The 18,174-nt window shown below is 59.6% G+C and carries 15 protein-coding genes; 13 read left to right on the forward strand and 2 right to left on the reverse strand.

Features of this window, described 5'->3' with window-relative positions; translation table 11 throughout:
• The first annotated feature begins 147 nt into the window (after positions 1 to 147).
• The 3 genes from P1S46_02790 to P1S46_02800 all read left to right on the forward strand — a co-directional run bounded on the left by P1S46_02790 (position 148) and on the right by P1S46_02800 (position 3,374).
• Positions 148 to 1,095 carry a helical backbone metal receptor gene (locus P1S46_02790; protein ID MDF1535413.1) on the forward strand — a complete coding sequence of 316 codons (948 nt, stop codon included), beginning with the start codon at positions 148 to 150 and terminating at the stop codon, positions 1,093 to 1,095.
• A gap of 456 nt (positions 1,096 to 1,551) precedes the next feature.
• Positions 1,552 to 2,364: an ABC transporter ATP-binding protein gene (locus P1S46_02795; protein MDF1535414.1), complete on the forward strand. Its 813-nt coding sequence runs from the start codon at positions 1,552 to 1,554 to the stop codon at positions 2,362 to 2,364.
• Positions 2,361 to 3,374 (forward strand): iron ABC transporter permease, encoded by a 1,014-nt coding sequence (locus P1S46_02800; GenBank protein ID MDF1535415.1) that lies wholly within the window; start codon positions 2,361 to 2,363, stop codon positions 3,372 to 3,374. The genes P1S46_02795 and P1S46_02800 overlap by 4 nt, the downstream gene beginning before the upstream one ends.
• A gap of 199 nt (positions 3,375 to 3,573) precedes the next feature.
• Here P1S46_02800 and P1S46_02805 read toward each other — a convergent pair whose 3' ends face one another.
• Positions 3,574 to 5,520, reverse strand: coding sequence for an ABC transporter substrate-binding protein (locus P1S46_02805; protein ID MDF1535416.1), 1,947 nt, complete (start codon positions 5,518 to 5,520; stop codon positions 3,574 to 3,576).
• Positions 5,521 to 5,902: 382 nt separating this feature from the next.
• On the opposite strand from P1S46_02805, the gene rsmA reads away from it, so the two are divergent.
• The 8 genes from rsmA to P1S46_02845 all read left to right on the forward strand — a co-directional run bounded on the left by rsmA (position 5,903) and on the right by P1S46_02845 (position 15,963).
• Positions 5,903 to 6,721: a 16S rRNA (adenine(1518)-N(6)/adenine(1519)-N(6))-dimethyltransferase RsmA gene (gene rsmA, locus P1S46_02810; protein ID MDF1535417.1), complete on the forward strand. Its 819-nt coding sequence runs from the start codon at positions 5,903 to 5,905 to the stop codon at positions 6,719 to 6,721.
• 136 nt (positions 6,722 to 6,857) lie between these two features.
• Positions 6,858 to 8,534, forward strand: a complete 1,677-nt coding sequence (locus P1S46_02815) for a ribonuclease J (protein ID MDF1535418.1) — start codon at positions 6,858 to 6,860, stop codon at positions 8,532 to 8,534.
• Positions 8,535 to 8,689: 155 nt separating this feature from the next.
• Positions 8,690 to 9,463 carry an undecaprenyl-diphosphate phosphatase gene (locus P1S46_02820; protein MDF1535419.1) on the forward strand — a complete coding sequence of 258 codons (774 nt, stop codon included), beginning with the start codon at positions 8,690 to 8,692 and terminating at the stop codon, positions 9,461 to 9,463.
• Positions 9,464 to 9,577: 114 nt separating this feature from the next.
• Positions 9,578 to 11,767: a DNA translocase FtsK 4TM domain-containing protein gene (locus tag P1S46_02825; GenBank protein ID MDF1535420.1), complete on the forward strand. Its 2,190-nt coding sequence runs from the start codon at positions 9,578 to 9,580 to the stop codon at positions 11,765 to 11,767.
• A 399-nt stretch (positions 11,768 to 12,166) separates the two neighbouring features.
• The gene (locus tag P1S46_02830) at positions 12,167 to 12,775 is read left to right on the forward strand and encodes an outer membrane lipoprotein carrier protein LolA (protein MDF1535421.1); all 609 of its coding nucleotides are present in this window, start codon (positions 12,167 to 12,169) and stop codon (positions 12,773 to 12,775) included.
• Positions 12,776 to 12,994: 219 nt separating this feature from the next.
• Entirely contained in the window at positions 12,995 to 14,368 is a 1,374-nt protein-coding gene (gene rimO / locus P1S46_02835; protein ID MDF1535422.1) for a 30S ribosomal protein S12 methylthiotransferase RimO, read from the forward strand.
• A gap of 105 nt (positions 14,369 to 14,473) precedes the next feature.
• Positions 14,474 to 15,202 carry a methyltransferase domain-containing protein gene (locus P1S46_02840; protein MDF1535423.1) on the forward strand — a complete coding sequence of 243 codons (729 nt, stop codon included), beginning with the start codon at positions 14,474 to 14,476 and terminating at the stop codon, positions 15,200 to 15,202.
• Positions 15,203 to 15,351: 149 nt separating this feature from the next.
• Positions 15,352 to 15,963, forward strand: a complete 612-nt coding sequence (locus P1S46_02845; GenBank protein ID MDF1535424.1) for a hypothetical protein — start codon at positions 15,352 to 15,354, stop codon at positions 15,961 to 15,963.
• Positions 15,964 to 16,068: 105 nt separating this feature from the next.
• On the opposite strand, the gene P1S46_02850 is transcribed toward P1S46_02845, so the two are convergent.
• Entirely contained in the window at positions 16,069 to 16,416 is a 348-nt protein-coding gene (locus P1S46_02850; protein ID MDF1535425.1) for a DUF721 domain-containing protein, read from the reverse strand.
• A gap of 333 nt (positions 16,417 to 16,749) precedes the next feature.
• Here P1S46_02850 and P1S46_02855 point away from each other — a divergent pair, with 333 nt between their 5' ends.
• A complete protein-coding gene (locus tag P1S46_02855; GenBank protein ID MDF1535426.1) occupies positions 16,750 to 17,400 on the forward strand; it encodes a GntR family transcriptional regulator in 651 nt (216 codons plus the stop codon).
• A gap of 63 nt (positions 17,401 to 17,463) precedes the next feature.
• Positions 17,464 to 18,150, forward strand: a complete 687-nt coding sequence (locus P1S46_02860) for a GntR family transcriptional regulator (protein ID MDF1535427.1) — start codon at positions 17,464 to 17,466, stop codon at positions 18,148 to 18,150.
• Positions 18,151 to 18,174: the final 24 nt, after the last annotated feature.

Below are 18,174 nucleotides of genomic sequence, written 5' to 3' on the forward strand. Positions count from 1 at the left end.
GGCTTCCAGGTTCGGCGTGCCTGTGGGATCGGAGAGGGCGATCGCCTATGTGTTCAGGTTGGAACAATGAGATCCAGGAACCAAAATCCAAGATCCGAAAAGGCTTTTGATCTCAGATCTCAGATCTCATGTCTCAAAGGTTGCGTTTTGCCACGCTTCACCCTTTACGCTTCACGCTTCACTGCCTGGAAAACAGCGCTGATAATTCTGGTAGCTGTTTTCCAGTCATCCTGCTCCGATCCCTCAGTCGCCCCCTCGCCCCCTCGCCCCCTCGACGATGCGGAAGTCACCCGCATCGTCTCGTTGGCCCCCAGCGTCACCGAGATCCTCTTCGAACTGGGATTGGGGGAAAAGGTCGTGGGCGTGACCCGCTACTGCGACTACCCGCCCGAAGTCCTGGAAAAACCGAAGGTGGGGGGCTACCTGGACGTCAATTACGAGGCTGTCCTCGCCCTGGCGCCGGACCTGGTGATCCATATCGCGCAGCACGAAGAGGCCCGTGACCGTCTGCGCGAACTGGGGATCGCAACCCTGGCCGTGGACCACAGCCGGGTGAACGGTATCGTGGATTCAATCGCCGTCATTGGAAGGGCCTGCGGTGCACCTGCCTTAGCAAGGAAGCAGGTAAAGGAGCTTAAGGCCCGCTTGTCGAAGGTCGTTTCCGGTTACAATTTCAATTTCACACCGAGGGTCCTGGTTGCCGTGGGCCGAAGCCTGGAACCGGGAGCTTCAGGGGAGATATACGTTTCCGGGAAAGACGGGTTTTATGACGACCTTATCAGGTTGGCGGGAGGACAGAACGCCTACAGCGAAGAGACCCTCAAGTTCCCGGCGCTGTCCGCGGAGGGGATCGCCAGGATCGATCCGGATGTCATCCTGGAGATGATCCCCGATCTCGGGCCGGATGATGACATGCCGGCTCTCCTCTCGCGGTGGAACGACATTCCGGGTCTGCGGGCAGTGAAGAACGGGAATGTTCACATCCTGGGCGGGGACTACGTCGTTATCCCGGGACCCAGGTTCGTGACTCTTCTGGAGGAAATGGCTGGCCTGATCCACGAGAGTGGATCGAGAGTGGAAAGTGGAAAGCCATAGGCCCTGAGCTTGTCGAATGGGTGGAAAATGGAGAATGGATTGCGGTGACGTCACAATGGAGCCTGAAAGGCGGCCTCACGCCAAGACGCCAAGACGCAAAGAAAGGCGAGAAACAACGCGCCCTGGGGCCAAAAAGTCAAAACCATCTCTCGCCCGCTCTCACGCCATTGGCGTGAGAGCTTGAGCACACAGAGATCGCAGAGAAGAACATGGTGTCTGGTTCAGTGTGGTTGGAGAAGCAAAAAGGTCTTGGGTATGGCCTGAACCCTACCAGGATTTGAGTACTGTTTTATCCTTACCCCGTGTAACCCTGTGGAGCGGCCTTCAGGTGGCCGCGCTGTGGTCAAGCTTTTGAATCTGATGGATGAGTCCTGGGGTTTTTTAGAGAGTCGTAGACCATGAGCTTGTCGTAGAGTGAAACGAGCGGGTGAGAGGCTGGTTTTTGAGATTTGAGATATGAGATCTGAGATTGATATAAAAAATGATCTTGTTCTCGAAATTGAGAACCTTTCCCTTTCGATCGGGAACGTGATGATCCTCAGGGATGTGACCTTCTCCGTCCCCAGGGGGCAGTACCTGTCGATCGTCGGACCCAACGGGGCGGGAAAGAGCTCCGTTTTAAAGTGCCTCATGGGGATCAGGTCGGACTGGTCCGGCAGGGTGCGTGTCCAGGGGCGGTCGACTTCGGACATGACCCAGAAACAGCTGGCCGCCCGGGTCTGCTACGTTCCCCAGGCCGACGGGACGGCGTTCCCTTTCACGGTCCGGCAGTTCGTTCTCATGGGCCGCTACCCCCATCACAGCCCCTTCACCTTCACCGGAACCGAAGACCTTGAGATCGTGGACCGGTCCCTCACCCTGACGGGGACCGCCCGCTTTGCCGAAAGGGACATCCGGACCTTAAGCGGTGGAGAGCGGCAGAAAGTTTTGATCGCGGCGGCCCTGGCCCAGGGCGCCAGGATCCTTCTCCTGGACGAACCCACGACATTCCTGGACCCGCTCCACGCCGGCGACGTGCAGTCCCTTCTGCTCAATCTTAACCGTGACTCCGGGGTCACCGTCCTGGCGGTGACCCATGACATCAACCACGCGGCCCTTTACTCGGACCGGGTGGTGGCCCTCGTGGACGGGGAACTCGTTTTCGACGGCCCGCCGGATGCGTTCATGGACAACGCCGTTCTCGAGCGCATCTACACACGCCCATTTACCTTCGTCGGGCACCCGGTCACAGGCCGCCCCATGGTGGTGCCGGAAGGGCCCGGTTCATGAAAGCCGGGAGAGTCACCCTGGTCCTTATCGTCCTGGCCGCGGCGACGATCGTCGTCCTCGGCGTGGCCCCCTTCGTGGGGATGACCCCCATTTCGCTCCTCGATATCTTTGGCGGGGGACCGGTTCCCGGCAAGGAATACGATATTTTCTGTAAGATCCGGCTGCCGAGGGTCCTGGCGGCGTGGCTCACCGGCGCGGGGCTGGCTGTCGCCGGGATGGCGTTCCAGGCCCTGTTCCGTAACCCGCTGGCGACCCCCTTCACCCTGGGTGTCGCGTCGGGGGCCGCCCTGGGCGCGGCCATGACCATCCGGTTCGGAGTGTCTGTGGCCCTGCTGGGGATCTCCGGCATCTCCATGGCGGCCCTTTCAGGGGCTGCCCTTTCCGTTCTCCTGGTTTACGGGATATCGAGGGCGCTCACCCGGTCTGGAGCCATGCTCACTACGGCCACCCTGCTGCTGGCGGGAGTGGCGGTAAACTTTTTCTTCTCCAGCCTCAACCTGTTTATCCAGTACCTGTCCGATTTCACCCACACCTTCCGGATCATCCGCTGGCTCATGGGTGGACTGGAGGTGGCAGGGTTCAGGTCGGTGTTCCAGATGGTGCCCTTTGTAGCGGCGGGCATCGCTCTTGTCCTGATCAGTTCGAGGGAGTTGGACCTGCTCACCACCGGGGAGGAGATCGCCGCCAGCCGGGGGGTGAGTGTGGTCGGCGTGCAGCGAAGGCTGTTCTTCGCCACGTCGCTGCTGGTGGGAGGGGTGGTCGCCGTGTGCGGGCCCATCGGGTTCGTGGGGATCATGGTCCCACACATCTGCCGCCTCATGGTCGGACCCGGTCACCGGGCTCTCATCCCGGCCACCGTCTTGTTCGGCGGGATATTCCTCACGGTATGCGATACTTTCGCCCGGACCGTCATCGCACCCGCCGAGATCCCGGTGGGGGTGATCACGGCGCTGCTCGGGGGGCCGTTTTTCCTCCTGTTGCTGATTCGCGGATCGAAGTATTTGGATTGATCGATGAATCAGCAACAGAAGAATCCAAGATCCAAGAACCAAGATCTAAAATGCATTTTGAGTCTGAAATGTTTTGAGCATAACCTGGGTCTGCCTGCAATCGAGAATAGCAAGCAAACCCGGAAACAAAACAACTTTATACAATACAGGAATTTTATGGTTTTATCTTGGATTTTGGATCTTGGACCTTGGATCGCTTTTAGTCGAATTCTATTTCGTATGGCACAATCTGCCCGCTTTCCACCGTGAGCAGGAAAGGCCGCTGGAGGATATCGCCGTTCCCGTCGGTGGTCAGGGGGCCCTCGGCGGAAGGATAATCCCTGAGGCCCATGAGGTACTCCCTCAGGCTGCTCCTGTCTGTGACCTGTCCCGATTCGATACCGGCGCGGATGATCCGGGCCGAATCCCAGGCCTGGACGGCCATGGACTGGGCGTCCTCCCCGAAAGCCAGCCAGTACTTTTCAGTGAGTTCCCTTACCTGGGGGTTTTCCAGGTCGTGGACGTAACCTCCCGTAAAAAGGGTTCCTTCCACGTGGTTCTCTCCGAGTTCCACCAGCCAGGGACTGTTCCAGCCGTCGGTACCCAGTACCAGCACCTCGTTGACGTCGTAAAATGCAAGCTGCGGAGCCATGAGCCCCACCGTCTGGAAATCGGCGGGGATGAAAAGAGCTTCGAAATCGATGACCGGTTCCAGCTCGATCCTGATCCCGGACTCTTTCCGGGCCAGTTCCTCGGCGGTCATCTTCCTGTTGAGCCCCACCATGGCCCGGATCTGCGGACCAAAGTCGGTCTGCCCCTCGGGGAAGCTCTCCGCTGCCACCACTTCGCCTCCCCGCAGGTCGACCTGGTCCCAGAACCTGTGCATCATCTCCTTGCCGTAGGCGTTATCAGGGTAAAGGAAGGCGAACCGTGTCATCAGGAGCCGGTCACTGACCATGCGGACGAGGGAGCTGACCTGCTGGGCGTCTACCAGGGCGCGCCGGAACACGTTTTTCCCAAGGTAGGGGATCTCGGGGTCGGGGGAGAGGGAGATCATGGGGGTTTTCGATTCTTCCGCAGCCTCGGCCGCCGCCCGGGTTGTTCTCGAGAAGATGGGCCCGATGATGGCGATAACCTGGTCTGACTCGGACAGGTCTCTCACTGCCTGGGCAGCCTGCACAGGATCGGCCCCCGAATCTTTCACCACCAGGTTGAACGCCCCCGGCTCCCTGCCCGTGTCGGGAAGCTGAAAGTCGAAGGCGGCCTGGATGCCCTGCAGGGCTTTCTGGCCGAAAACGGCGTAGCGGCCCGAAAGGGGCAGCACCGCTCCGATGGTGTTGGTCCGCACCAGCAGGCGGTCCTGGATGAGAGAATACGCGGCCTGGACACGTTCATCGGGAAGCTCGCCCGGGTAGTTGATGAGAAGATCCATCAGCGTGGACATGGCTTCGGCGTTGTACCCTTTTTCCAGGTCCCTTTCGATGAGGATCATGGCGAGGGTGCCGTAAGGTTCAAAACCGTCCGAACCCGCAAGGATACTCTCGATACCGCGGTCATTGAGATTTGCCGTCACTGTACCCAGGACGGCGAGCGCCTTTGCCCTCGCGTCATCGGTCATGGCGGCGCGATAGCCCCGCACCAGGTCGGCAAACGCTCCTTCACGGTCCCGGCGCTCCGCCCGGCACACGGCCGAAGCTGCCAGGATGTCGGCCTCCTCGTCGGGCAGGGGCGACAGCGTGAGAACGCTTTGGGCAGCCTCGATGCAATCTTTCCACCTGCCCTGATCCTTGTGGATCAGGGCGAGTTCCATGAAAGCCCGTTTCTTCAGGGAAGTCCCCGGATACTTTTCCAGGAGGCGGTTGATGAGGCTGACAGCCTTGCGCGGTTCTCCAAGGTGGAGATGGATCCTGGACTGTTCCAGGAGGGCGTCGTCGGCGTAGACGCTGTCAGGGTGCATCTGCCCAAAACTCTCCAGCATCTGGAAAGCTTCCTCAGGGCGCATCTCCTCCCGGAAAAGGCGCACGGCCTCCTGGTACTTGAGAAGTTCCTCCCGTTCCCTGGCGGGGCCTGCAGCGGCTTTTTTCGGGGCCGGGGCGGCGGCCTCCGGCGCCGGTTTCGCGGCAGGTTCGGGAACCCCGACGCGGGGCGGGGTGGCGCAGGCGGACAAAGTTGCTACCACGACCGTTGTAAGGTATAACCAGCGAAAATGTCTGGTAAATGGAAACATTTCGAGAATTTGCCCCACCCTTCCATAATTGTCAACGGGAACCCGAAATCCGCAATGGGTATTGGCTGGTTCCCGGTCGGTGCTTTTTAGGAGTTTTTCATATGGGACGGAGTTTACTGATAGCTGATCGTCCGGCATCATCCATCAGATGCCCTGCCCCGACCAGAAGGGTGTTTTCGGCGGATTTCGGGTATGATTTCTCCCCAGGAATACGTGACCTGATTCTATCAGCAAGATTTTTTTACCTCCAGAATCCTGGAAGTGTGATCAAACAAGACTCTGCACTCTGCACCCTGCACTCTCTTTCACGGCGGACTATGCCGTGAAAGGCCGCCCTTACGTCCCCCCTGCCTACGGGCAGCACTTCCTCCATGACAAGAATATTCTCAAGGCCATCGTGGCCGCAGCCCGGCTGTCCCCGGACGACCCGGTGATCGAGATCGGGGTAGGTACGGGCCGTCTGACGGAGATGATCCTCGACGAGGGTGTGAAGGTCAGGGGCGTAGAGGTGGATTCCAGGCTATTCGACGATCTCGTGAAAAAGTTCGGGGGGAACCCGGATTTCGAGCTTGTCCGGGGAGACATCCTGAGGGTTTCCTGGGACGACCTCCTGCCGCGGGAGGGGAAAGCTGTCCTGCTGGGCAACCTTCCCTATGCGGTCTCGACACAGATCATCTTCAGGGCGCTGGAGTTCAGGGCCCGGGTGTCCCGGGCGGTTTTCCTGGTGCAGTGGGAGGTGGGCCGAAGGATGTGCGCACCTCCCGGCGGCAAGGATTACGGGATCCTTTCGGTCGTGTGCCAGCTGTTTGGGAAGCCCGAGATCGTTCGCAAGGTACCCCCCGGTGTCTTTCTCCCGCCACCCAGGGTGGACTCCGCGCTGGTGCGGTGGGAGGTGCTGGAGCAGGCGGTGTACCCTGTTCCGGACAGGGCGTTCACCAGGAGAGTGATCAAGGCGGCCTTCGGACAGAGGCGGAAGAAGCTGGTCAACAGCCTGGCCGCGGGCCTGGCCCCGGCGGGTAAGGACACCATGCGCGACGTCATCAAGGAGATGGGACTCGGCGCCAGTGTTAGGGCGGAACAGCTCTCGGTCGAGCAGTTCGCGGAACTGGCCACGCGATTGTCAGACACGGTGACACGGTGACACGGGGACACGGGGAAATGACAATTAGACACGGTGACACGGGGACACGGGGACACGGAGTAAAAGCTTTATCGTCGCGTCGCCGCGTCTCCCCCTCTCCGCGTCGTGAGGGGCGCCAGGTCTGGAGGGTGTTCTCGTGAAAGAAGGCGCCCTGCGCTTCATCCCCTTAGGCGGTGTCGGGACCTTCGGCATGAACTGCTCCGTCCTCGAGTTCGCCGACGAGATGCTCCTCATCGATGTGGGTGTCAAGTTTCCACAGGGCAACTACCCGGGGGTGGACCTTTTCCTGCCGGACCTGACTTACGTCACCGGGAACGCCCACAGGCTCACCGGAGTGGTCCTGACCCACGGTCACGACGATCACGTCGGCGCCCTTCCGTATCTCCTGAACCAGGTGGATGTGCCGGTGTACGGAACGGCTTTCACCCTGGCGATGGCCTGGGAGAGGCTGGCTAACGGCGGCAGGGGGGGGCGAAACGGTGAAGGGAAGATCGGGGGGGAGATGAATCAGGTCCTTTTCGGCAGCCCCTTCGAGGTGGGCAGCGCCGTGATCGAGGCGGTGCCGGTGGATCACAGTATTCCCGACTCGGCGGCGCTGATCATCAGAACGCCTGCGGGCACCGTCGTCCACTCCGGGGATTTCAGGATCCCGGGAGGGAGAGCCGGGCCCGGACTCGAACCCCTGCGCCAGGCAGGAAGGGATGGGGTGGACCTGCTCCTGTGCGACAGTACAAACGCCGAAAGGCCGGGAGTTACCGGGTCCGAAGAGGATGTGGCCGACAGCATCGAGGCCATGTTCCGGGAGACCGAAGGGCGCGTCTTCGTGGCGACCTTCGCTTCCCATATCGGGAGGATGGGAGCGGTGCTCAGGGCCGCGCACAGGACGGGCCGCAAGGTGGTCCTGGAAGGCCGCCGAATGGTCCGCAACTTCGAGATCGCCAGAAATTTGGGTTACCTGGTCCCCCCCAGGGGGGTGGTGACCGCGGACAGCGGGCTTATGCACGCCGATGCCGGGAGAGCGGTTTACCTGACCACCGGTACCCAGGGAGAGCCGTTCAGCGCCCTGACCCGCATCGCCCGGGGCGAACATTCCCAGATCCAGGTCGGGCCCGGTGATACCGTGATCTTTTCCTCCCGGATGATCCCGGGCAACGAACTGGCCGTGGCTCAGAACATCGACAACCTGTTCCGCATGGGGGCCATGGTCTATTACCAGGCGCCGCCCCGGATCCACGTTTCGGGCCATGCCTCGGCCGGGGAGATCCTGACCCTCCTTTCCATGACATCTCCCCGCCATTTCGTCCCGGTGCACGGGGACTACCGCAACCTTGTCGCCTGTGCCGGACTGGCCAGGAAAGGCGGCGTCCTGCCCGAAAACGTCCACATCCTGGACCCGGGCCAGGTCCTGGAGGTGGGACCTGAAACGGCGTCATTGGGAGAATCGGTCCTGGCGGGCAGGATGCTGGTGGACGGAACCATGATCGCCACCCTTGGCGACCCGGTTATCAAGGATCGCCGGCGGATAGCGAGGGAAGGGGTCGTCGTGGTGGCTGTCAGCCTTCCCGGGAAGGGGAAGTCGATCCCGGAGCCCGCTGTCCACAGCCTGGGCGTCAGCGTCGGCCCGCAGGGGGAGGAGATCGACCTTGCGGCAGCCGCAGCCGCAAGGCAGGTGTTGAAGGCGTGGAAGAAGGAGGGCGGCTCCCGGGAGGATCTGGAGAACAGCCTGAAGATCGCCGTTAGGGGCATCTACCGGAAGGAACTGGAGAAGCGCCCGACCATTATCCCCGTGATATTGGATAATGGCGAAGGATAACGGTTGGCTAACGGATGTGTGTGCTTGCTTATGTGCGTGATTGCGAATGGCAAAAAGCGAATAAGTTCCTTCGGCCTTACGCACGTACGCATCTACGGACGCACGGAATTTCGTGAGACACTATCGATCGTGTTAGCTCAACTCGGAGATATCAAATGTTCGAATCCATACTGCTAGGCATATTGCAGGGTCTCACGGAATTCCTCCCCGTCTCCTCCTCGGGGCACCTGGTCCTGGCCCAATCACTGCTGCCGGGGTTCGACGGTACGCCGGCCGCCTTCGATATACTCCTCCACGGCGGGACCCTGGTGGCTGTAACAGCCTATTTCCGGGCGGACATCGGCAGGATCGTCCGGGACTGCGGGCGCCCGTCAGAAGAGGGACTGCGGCTGCCCATCCTCCTGATCGTCGGAAGTGTCCCGGCCGGGATGGTGGGTGTTCTTTTCGCCGACGCGATCGTGCCGCTCTTCGCTGCGCCCCGCATAGCCTCACTGGGGCTCGTATTCACGGCAGCCTTGCTTTTCGCGGCTTTCAGGCTCGGAACCGGGAGCGGTCGTACCCTTGCGGGCCTCACGATCCCGGCAGCGTTTCTCATCGGAGCCTTCCAGGCGATGGCGCTCGTTCCGGGCGTGTCCCGCTCCGGAGCCACCATCGCCGCCGGAATTTTCATGGGGCTTTCGGGACCCAACGCCGCCCGGTTCTCCTTCCTCCTTTCCATCCCGGCCATTGCCGGAGCCCTGGTCCTGGAATCAGGGGACCTGCTCTACACCGGTCTGCCCCTGCCCTACATTGCAGGAGCGGTTGCCGCGGCTGTCGCGGGATGGGCTTCCATCGCCCTTCTCATGCGGATCCTCGACCGGGGCAACCTTCTGCCCTTCGCGGTTTACTGCCTGCTGGTCGGTGTACTTTCCCTGCTCTTTTTGATATAAGGAGAAGATTTCAAATCTCAAATACAAATCTTAAACACTTTGAATTCACGGCGCTTTTTCTGCGATGTGAGATATGAGATGTGAGATTAAACCACCCTTTGATTGAAGGCTTCCATGTCTAAAAAAGAGTCCCCGAAAGAGAAAAAATCACCCGGTCCGACATCCCATTCCCGCTGGCGTGAGATCGTGGGAGTGGCCTTTGTCGCCCTTGGCCTGTTCCTGGTTCTCGCCCTCGTATCCTATTCGCCCCGGGACATCTCCCTGAACAGCACCGGCGCGGCAAAGGGCGCCGTTCAGAACATGGGCGGTGTCGTGGGCGCCTACCTGGCGGATCTCAGCATCCAGGCCCTGGGCTGGGCCGCCTTCATGATCCCGCTGTTCTTCCTGTTCCTCGGGATCACCCGTTTTTTCTACCGGAACCGGGGAAGCTGGGCCCTTCGCTCCGGAGGCGCCCTCCTTTTCGTCCTGACCTTGTGCGTCCTTATCCAGCTCCGGCTGGGACCGATCACCTTCGCGGCAGGAGGAGGGGCTCCGGCGGGGGGCATCGTCGGAAAACTGGCGGCAGACGGTCTTGTCGGCCTGTTTAACGTGGCCGGAGCCCACGTCTTCGTTATCGCCATGTTCGTGGCTTCGCTCCTCATCATGACCAACCTGTCCCTGAGGGCGGTCACCGGCTGGATCGTCAGCGGGATGCGGCGGCTGTTTACATCCGTCGTGAAAAGGAGAGAGCGGACACGCCGGCAGAAAGTGGTGAGCAAGGCCAGGGAGAAGGAGAAACGGGTCACCCCCCCCAGGATCACCAACAGGACAGCCGTGGTCAGCAGGACGAAAGCTGGCACACCCCGGCAGGAGACCTTCGACACCCTGCCGAGGCCCAGGGGAAAATTCTCCCTGCCGCCCCTCCAGCTCCTCGATTCTCCCGAGGATCAGCACCGTGGTGTCAGTGAGGAGGAACACCTGGCCCGCAGCCGCATGCTGGTCAAGAAGCTCCAGGATTACGGGATCAACGGGCAGGTCACCGCGGTTAACCCGGGACCGGTCATCACCGTTTTCGAGTACGAGCCCGCACCCGGTGTCAAGGTGAGCCAGATCGTGAGCAGGGCCGGGGACCTGTCCCTGGCCATGGGCGGGGTCGACATCCGCATCGTCGAAAGGATCCCCGGAAAATCGGCCATTGGTATCGAGGTGCCGAACCTTGAACCCGAAACGGTCCGGCTGCGGGAGATCCTCAGCTCGGCCGAGTTCGATTCCTCGGGGGGCATCCTCCGGCTGGCCATAGGCAAGGACACCTCCGGTATCCCCTTCGTGACGGAGCTCGATTCCATGCCCCACATGCTCGTGGCAGGGGCCACGGGGACCGGGAAGAGCGTGGCTGTCAACTCCATGATCCTCTCCTTGCTCTTTTACCTCACACCGGAAGATGTCCGCCTGCTCATGGTGGACCCGAAGATGCTTGAACTGTCCCCCTACGAGGGTATCCCCCATCTCCTGGCGCCGGTGGTCATGGAGCCCAAGAAGGCGGCGTCTGCCCTGCGCTGGCTGGTGGTGGAGATGGAGCGGCGATACCAGCTCCTCGCCAGCCGGAAGGCCCGCAACGTCGACAGCTACAACAAGAAGACCGCCAGGATGGAAGACCTGCCGGATGACGAGGATAAGAAGCTTCCCCACATCGTGGTCATCATCGACGAACTCGCCGATCTCATGATGACCGCCTCCCGGGATGTGGAGGAGTGCATCGCCCGCCTGGGCCAGATGGCAAGGGCGGCCGGTATCCACCTCATCATCGCCACCCAGAGACCTTCAGTCGACATCATCTCGGGAAGCATCAAGACCAATATCACCGGGAGGATCGCTTTCAAGGTCACCGACAAGGCCAACTCCCGGGTTATCCTGGACTACAACGGGGCGGAGCAGCTCCTCGGCAGGGGAGACATGCTGTTTGTCAAGACGGGGATGTCCCAGCTCGTCCGGCTCCACGGTTGTTATACCACCGAGGAGGAGGTCGCGCGGGTGGTCAAGTTCCTCAAGGAACAGGCCAAACCGGAGTACCGGGAAGACCTCTTCGATTACCAGCCAGCCACCTCACTTCAGAGCGAGGAGGGGGATGAAGACGAAAAATACCAGGAAGTCCTGGATTTCGTTTCCAGGAAGGGGTACGCCTCCGCCTCCATGATCCAGAGGAACTTCAAGGTGGGATACAACCGGGCGGCGCGCATGGTGGAACGCATGGAGACCGACGGTCTCATAGGCCCCCCGGACGGCGCGAAACCCAGGCCTGTTCTGCGGAGATACGAGGTGGATTAAGCCCCGTCCCGGGGCAGCGCGAAGTGCGAAGAACGAAGGGGTAAGTGCAAACGCCCAGGCGCGGAAAGAAGGGTGTCACCGCGAGCCGTTATTGAGCGAAGCGGTCTCAGGCCCTGCGGCATAAAGTCCTGGAATTTCAACCACAGGGTACACCCGTCTTCGCCACTCAAAAGGCGTGACTTCGACGTGGCTAAGCAGGGTGACACAGGGTAATAATAAAACATGGAACAGGATGAAAGAACATTTACTGGAGCTGGTTTACTCTGTGAAACCCTGCCTGACAAGCCGACTTGTCACGCCACAGCCGAAGGCGACGGCGAAAGCTTCAGAGAAGGCTGTTGGAGCGGCCTCAAGCTGGCCGCGCTGTGGTTAGTTGGTTCATGTATCTTTGCGCCTCTATTGCTATTCCCGGCCATTGCCGTCTGCGACGACGAGGCGGACCGGGCCCTGGCCCTCGTCCGCAGCACCTACGATTCCCTGACCGGTCTTACGGCGGCTTTCGTCCAGACCGAGGAACGGCCTGGCGTCGGTGTCACTGTCAGGGAGGAGGGAGACCTCTCCTTCATCCCACCCGACCGGATGCGTTGGGATTACCGCGGCAAACAGCCCCACCATGTGGTCCTTAACGGCTCCAGGGTCTGGATAAACACTCCGTCCAGGAAACAGATCATCCTGAGGCAGATGACCCCCGAGGAGATGAGGAAGGGGGCCGCCACCTTCCTGGGAGGCCTGGAGGGGGTGGAGCGGGATTTCACCGTACAGTCGAGACGGACCGATCCCGGACAGAGCCTCCCTCTGGACCTCTTCCCCGTGGAAGACAACCTGCCCTACGACAAGATCTCCCTCCTGGTGGCTTCCGAATCCGGCCTCGTGGAGAGGATCTCCATCCATCATAAGCTGGGCAATGTGACGACCATAACCTTTCATGGCTTCAAGACGGGGACGAAACTTCCGGATGATCTGTTCAAGTGGGATGTGCCGGAAGGAACGGACGTTATAGAGCCATGAAATGAGATCGTTGTCACTGTTTACAGTTTACGGTTCACAGTGCGATCTCACAGCTCTTGCATTTTCTGTAGACCGTAAACCGTTTACTGTTAACTGTCCCACAAGGGGCCGTCATTGAACCCTGAAATGTGATCGTGGAATGAGGAATAGGGAACAGGAAATAGAAAACAGTGCGCTTTCATTCCACCTTCCACCTTCCATCTTCATGGTATCTCAACCATGAAAATTGCTGTTACGTCGTTAGGTTGTAACAAAAACCTCGTCGACACGGAAGTAATGCTCGCCCGCCTTCAAAAGGCCGGGTGCGTCATCGTGGACGAACCCGAACTGGCCGACTGCCTGCTCATCAACACCTGTTCCTTCCTCACCGAGGCTGTTGAAGAATCCCTGGACCGCATCGTCGAACTGGCGTCCCTGAAAGGTCCGGAGGGCCCCCGGCGCCTGGTGGTGACCGGGTGCATGGTAGCCCGGTACGGGGAGGATCTGTTGAAGGAAGTGCCTGAGATCGACGCGCTTGTCCTGCCCGCCGAACTGGATAATGTTGTTGCAGCTGTCTCCGGTGGGCAGCAGAGCGAAGCGCAAAGCGCGAAGAGCGAAAGAATACAGGTTGTCAATACTCAATTCTCGACGCTTAACGCTCCACTCTCAACTCCCAACTCTCAACTCTCTTTTCCCCCTCGGGTCCTCTCCTTTCCACCCCATCGTGCTTATTTGAAGATCGGGGAGGGCTGCTCCAACCGGTGTTCCTACTGCCTCATCCCGTCCATCCGGGGAGATTTTTCAAGCAGGAGCGTCCCATCCCTGACCGCCGAGATGGAACATCTCGTGGGGTCGGGCGTGAGGGAAATCACCCTGGTGGCCCAGGATTCCGGGCGGTACGGAATCGACCTTGCAGGCACTGGGGGAGGTCCGGGCCTGCCGGGACTGGTGAACTCCCTGCTGGGGGTGCCGGGAGATTACTGGCTCAGGGTCCTGTACGTCCACCCCGCCCGGGTGACCGGTGAACTCCTGGAGGCGATGATCTCGGACCCGCGGATCTGTCCCTACCTGGACATCCCCTTCCAGCATGTGGCCCCGCAGGTCCTGGCGAGGATGGGCCGGGGAGACGCGCCGGCTCCCATGGAAGTGGTGAAAAGGGTCCGCGCGGCCGTCCCGGGCGTGTTTATCAGGACGACCCTCATGACGGGGTTCCCCGGAGAAACCCGGGAGGATTTCGAGCGCCTCCGGGAGTTCGTCCGGGAGGCGGGGATCGATCATCTGGGTGTGTTTTCGTACAGCTGCGAGGAGGGGACCGCGGCCTCGAGGATGGGCGCCCAGGTGCCCGGCGAAGTGGCGAAAGAGAGGGCAGAAACACTCATGGAAGAGCAGTCAGAAGTCTCGGCCGGACTCCTGCGCGGACTGGTGGGCAGGGAGATGACGGTGATGGCGGAAGGGTTCGATGAAGAAGGCTCCTTCGGCCGGCACCAGGGACAGGCTCCCGAGGTTGACGGCGTGGTCAGGGTGGACGAGGGGGTGGAGGCCGGGAGCTTTGTCCAGGTGAAGATCGTCGATAGCGGGATTCATGATCTCAAGGGGGAAGTTCTTGACACGTAAAGCGTGGGCGAGTGGAGCGTGCATGGGACACAAGCTCACGAGCTTCTTAACGCTACACGCACTTACGCTTCACGCACGTACGAAGGTTTGGATGAGAAACCATTGATGACAGAATCTTACGACCAGATCGGCCCCATCAAACTCGTACAGAGCGCCTCCGGCGTCAAAGCGTCCATCGACGGCCTTCTCCTGGCCCGTTTCCTCAGGCCGTCCCCCGACTGGTACGTGGCCGACCTCGGGTGCGGTAACGGGTTCGTGGGCCTTCTGCTGGCCAGGGAGAGCCCCTTCTGCCGCATCGTGGGAATCGAGATCCAGGAGGGGCTCGTCCGGCAGGCTGCGGAAAACGCCAGGATCAACGGCCTTGCCAACGCCCGTTTCGTGCGGGCCGATCTGAAAAATTACCCGTGGCCCGAGGAACTCGACCGTTTCGACCTCGTTGTGGCCAACCCTCCCTACAGGAAGGTGGGCACGGGGCGGATCAGCCCGGATCCGGAAAGGGCGGCAGCCCGCCACGAACTGCACGGGGAAGTGGGCGATTTCGCCAGGGCCGCCGCGGCTCTTCTCAGGGACGGCGGCGCTTCCACCTGGATCTACCTTGCCCGGCGTTTCGACGACCTGACGGAGGCGGTCGAGTCTGCCGGCATGGAACCGTTCCGGACCCGGTTCGTGGTTTCCCGTGAAGGGGAGGAGCCGTCCCTGGTCCTGCTGGAAGCTATCAAGGGGGGCGGAGTTGGAATGGCTTTTACGGAGGAGCCGCTGGTGCTGTACCGGGAAGGAAGCGGAAGGGATTACACTGAGGAAGCCAGGGGCATCCTTTACGGGGGAAACGCGTGAAAAAATTCTCCATGACCCCGGACACCGGATTTGTTGTTCCTCCCTTCCCTTTCTGGTAGAGTTCCTGGTTGGCGGCACCTGATGGAAATTGACTCCAGACCGGGTCGGCCAGCACCCTGCGCCGGGTCCCAGCCAAAAAAGGAAATTTTATGAAAAGGATCGTTCCGGTCTCACTCGCAGCTCTCATGGTGCTTTCCATTGTCGGATCCGCATGGGCCGAATCCGGGGCAAGGATCATGAGAGGGGGCTATTATATTTCAGCCAGGAGCGGAGGTTCGGCGCTGTCAGATATCCTCTTCACCTCGGCTCTGGACCCGGATATCAGTGATGTGAACGTTTCCCTCGAGGATGCCAAGGAAAGAGCGGTAGCTTTCGGTTTTGCATTAAAGGACGGAAAGGTCGGGTTGGAGTACTCCGTTTTTTCTGTCGGGGACGGTGCGGGTGCCGAGTTCGATGTGAGCACCATGATGGTCGACGGGAGTTATGAGCAATCTTTCCTGGGCCCCTTGCATTACTACATGGGGGCCGGGATCGGATCCATCGCCCTGGCACTCCACTTTCTTGGGGAAAAGGACGAGATCCAGAGACTCGCCTACAAGTTCAGGGGTGGTCTGTTGCTGGACCTTGGTAAGGCCTTTTCGGCAGATATCGGGTATTCATACCTTTGGAGCGGCAATTTCAACCTTGGAACCTCCCTGGGAGAATTCTCGGGTAACTTTATCAATCGTGGCATCACTGCCGGCCTTTCCTTCTACTTCTGATCCGGGGCAGGGGAAAAATGCTGATCCCAAGTCTTAAATCTCATATCTCAAAGCCAGGGGACGTGAGTTTTCCTGAGATCTGAGATATAAAACCTGGGACCTTTCCTATTCCCTCCTCTTCTTCTTCATCTCAAACCTGATGTCGGTGACGACCTTTTCCCCTACCGCCCTTTCCAGGCGGCCGATGAGTTCCGTCTTCCTCATGGAAAGTTCGTTGAGCCATACGGGGGAGTCCACCTCCACCACCAGGGTTGATCCGCGGAAGCGGAATGCGCTGGAATGGGGCGCCGCGTTCCCTGCGGCCTCTTCCCATACCGTGAACACCTTGCCCTTTGCCTGGGTGTCCTCCGGCATGTCCAGGCGCGTCATGAGGGATTGCAGGATCTCTTCGACACGGACGAGTTTTGCCCCTTTTCCTGTCCGCTGTCTCCCGCTTTTCCTGTTGTGGTCCATTCTGGTTTATCCACCTTTGGGGAAGATATGTAAACGGTCAGAACGACGATCGGAAAATCCTTCGATCACGCCTGTGGCGTGATTCAAGACAGGCGATGAACGAAGAGAGGAATCAAAACCTGATGACTTTTTGCGAAGTCATCTTTTGATAGGGTCGCAAAAAGTCCAGGCGGGACTTTTCCTGGCTCCTTAATGTCCTGGGGAAAGGGAAAAGCGGGGTTTTTCCTTTCCACACAATTTCCACTACCAATCAGGACAATTTGTGTATACAATGTGCAGTATTCAATTTTCTTTAAGGGGGGTCATCCTAAGTAGCTGTAAGAAAAGGTAATTATGAGACTCAAGAAGCACAGGACTTTACGTGAGCAGATCGTCGCCTCACTCCGCGATTCCATCGTCAAGGGTGAGCTGCGGTCGGGTCAGAAACTGACGGAACCGGAACTGGCCGATAAGCTTGGGATCAGCCGCACACCCATCAGGGAGGCGTTCCGCCAGCTGGAAAGCGAGGGGTTCCTTACCGTGATCCCGCGGCGCGGGGCAGTGGTTTCGAGCATCACCCGCAAGGAGGTCCAGGATTTTTACGAGATCAAGAGCCTCCTGGAAGGTTACGCGGCGCGCATTGCCGCCGACAGGATCACGAAGAAGGACATCGACAAGCTCAAGAAGCTCAACGAACAGCTCGAAGCGCTCGTCCCGGGGAATGATGTTGAAGCGTTTTTTCGGAAAAACAATGAATTTCACAACACTTTCATAGCCCTTTGCGGCAACGAAAAGCTGCTGGAGATCAGGGGCACCCTTGTTCAAAGGTTCCTCAGGTTCCGGCTCCAGGCTCTTTCGGTCCCCGGTCGATTCATGGATTCGGTAAGGCAGCACCGGGTCATCATCCGGGCGCTTGCCAAAAAGGACGGGCGCCTGGCCGAGGCGGTGGTGTTGGAGCACTCCCTGTTGAGTGGGGAGGAACTGGCCGAGCAGCTCGATGAATAAGGTGGCGGCCATACCTGGGATCCGGCGGTTTGATGACCGCGTGCCAGGAACGGGGAGGGGTTAATGAGCGATTTCAAGATCAGGATCGAAGAGCCAAAACTGCTCTCCGAGGACATCGCCGAATCGATCAAGACAGCCATTATCAAGGGGAAGTTCAAGCCCGGGGAAAAGATCTCGGAAGGGGAGTTGGCCGAATCCATGGGAATCAGCCGCACACCTCTCAGGGAAGCGTTCCGCAAGCTGGAAAACGAAGGTTTCATCAGGATCATTCCCAGGAAAGGGGCCGTCGTCACTCCGATCGACGCTGACGAGACGTACCACCTTTACGAGATCAAAAGCACCCTCGAAGGGTTGGCCGCCAGGTTGGCTGTGGTGAACATGCAGGAAAAAGACCTGGACAAACTGGTCAGGATCAACGGGGAGCTGAGAGAACTCATCGACAAAAACGACCTGGAGGCGTTCTACAAGGCCCATACGAGGTTCCACGAGGTGTTCGTGAAACTCTCCGGTAATCAGAGGCTTATCCAGATCATCTACAACCTAAACGACCATTTCAAACGGTTCGGCATCGTTTCCCTGACCCTCCCGGGCCAATACGATAACGCCATCCGCCAGCACGAGGAGATCATCGAGGCTTTCAGACAGGGCGACGATAAACTCGTGGAGGAAAGGGTCAAGAGCAACGTCATGACCGGTGGCCAAGTCCTCATTGACCACCTGTGCGAAGTCGAGAGCAGTAAAGAAAAATAGCTGTATTCAGTAATCAGTAATCAG

The sequence above is a fragment of the bacterium genome (genome assembly GCA_029210545.1).
Classification (GTDB): Bacteria; BMS3Abin14; BMS3Abin14; order BMS3Abin14; family BMS3Abin14; genus JARGFV01.

Bases quoted from the DNA above. Each gene is read 5' to 3' on its own strand.
- P1S46_02795 (MDF1535414.1), top strand. From the start codon at position 1,552: ATGAGATCTGAGATTGATATAAAAAATGATCTTGTTCTCGAAATTGAG.
- P1S46_02800 (MDF1535415.1), top strand. From the start codon at position 2,361: ATGAAAGCCGGGAGAGTCACCCTGGTCCTTATCGTCCTGGCCGCGGCG.
- P1S46_02820 (MDF1535419.1), top strand. From the start codon at position 8,690: ATGTTCGAATCCATACTGCTAGGCATATTGCAGGGTCTCACGGAATTC.
- P1S46_02825 (MDF1535420.1), top strand. From the start codon at position 9,578: ATGTCTAAAAAAGAGTCCCCGAAAGAGAAAAAATCACCCGGTCCGACA.
- rimO (MDF1535422.1), top strand. From the start codon at position 12,995: ATGAAAATTGCTGTTACGTCGTTAGGTTGTAACAAAAACCTCGTCGAC.
- P1S46_02840 (MDF1535423.1), top strand. From the start codon at position 14,474: ATGACAGAATCTTACGACCAGATCGGCCCCATCAAACTCGTACAGAGC.
- P1S46_02845 (MDF1535424.1), top strand. From the start codon at position 15,352: ATGAAAAGGATCGTTCCGGTCTCACTCGCAGCTCTCATGGTGCTTTCC.
- P1S46_02850 (MDF1535425.1), bottom strand. From the start codon at position 16,416: ATGGACCACAACAGGAAAAGCGGGAGACAGCGGACAGGAAAAGGGGCA.
- P1S46_02855 (MDF1535426.1), top strand. From the start codon at position 16,750: ATGAGACTCAAGAAGCACAGGACTTTACGTGAGCAGATCGTCGCCTCA.
- P1S46_02860 (MDF1535427.1), top strand. From the start codon at position 17,464: ATGAGCGATTTCAAGATCAGGATCGAAGAGCCAAAACTGCTCTCCGAG.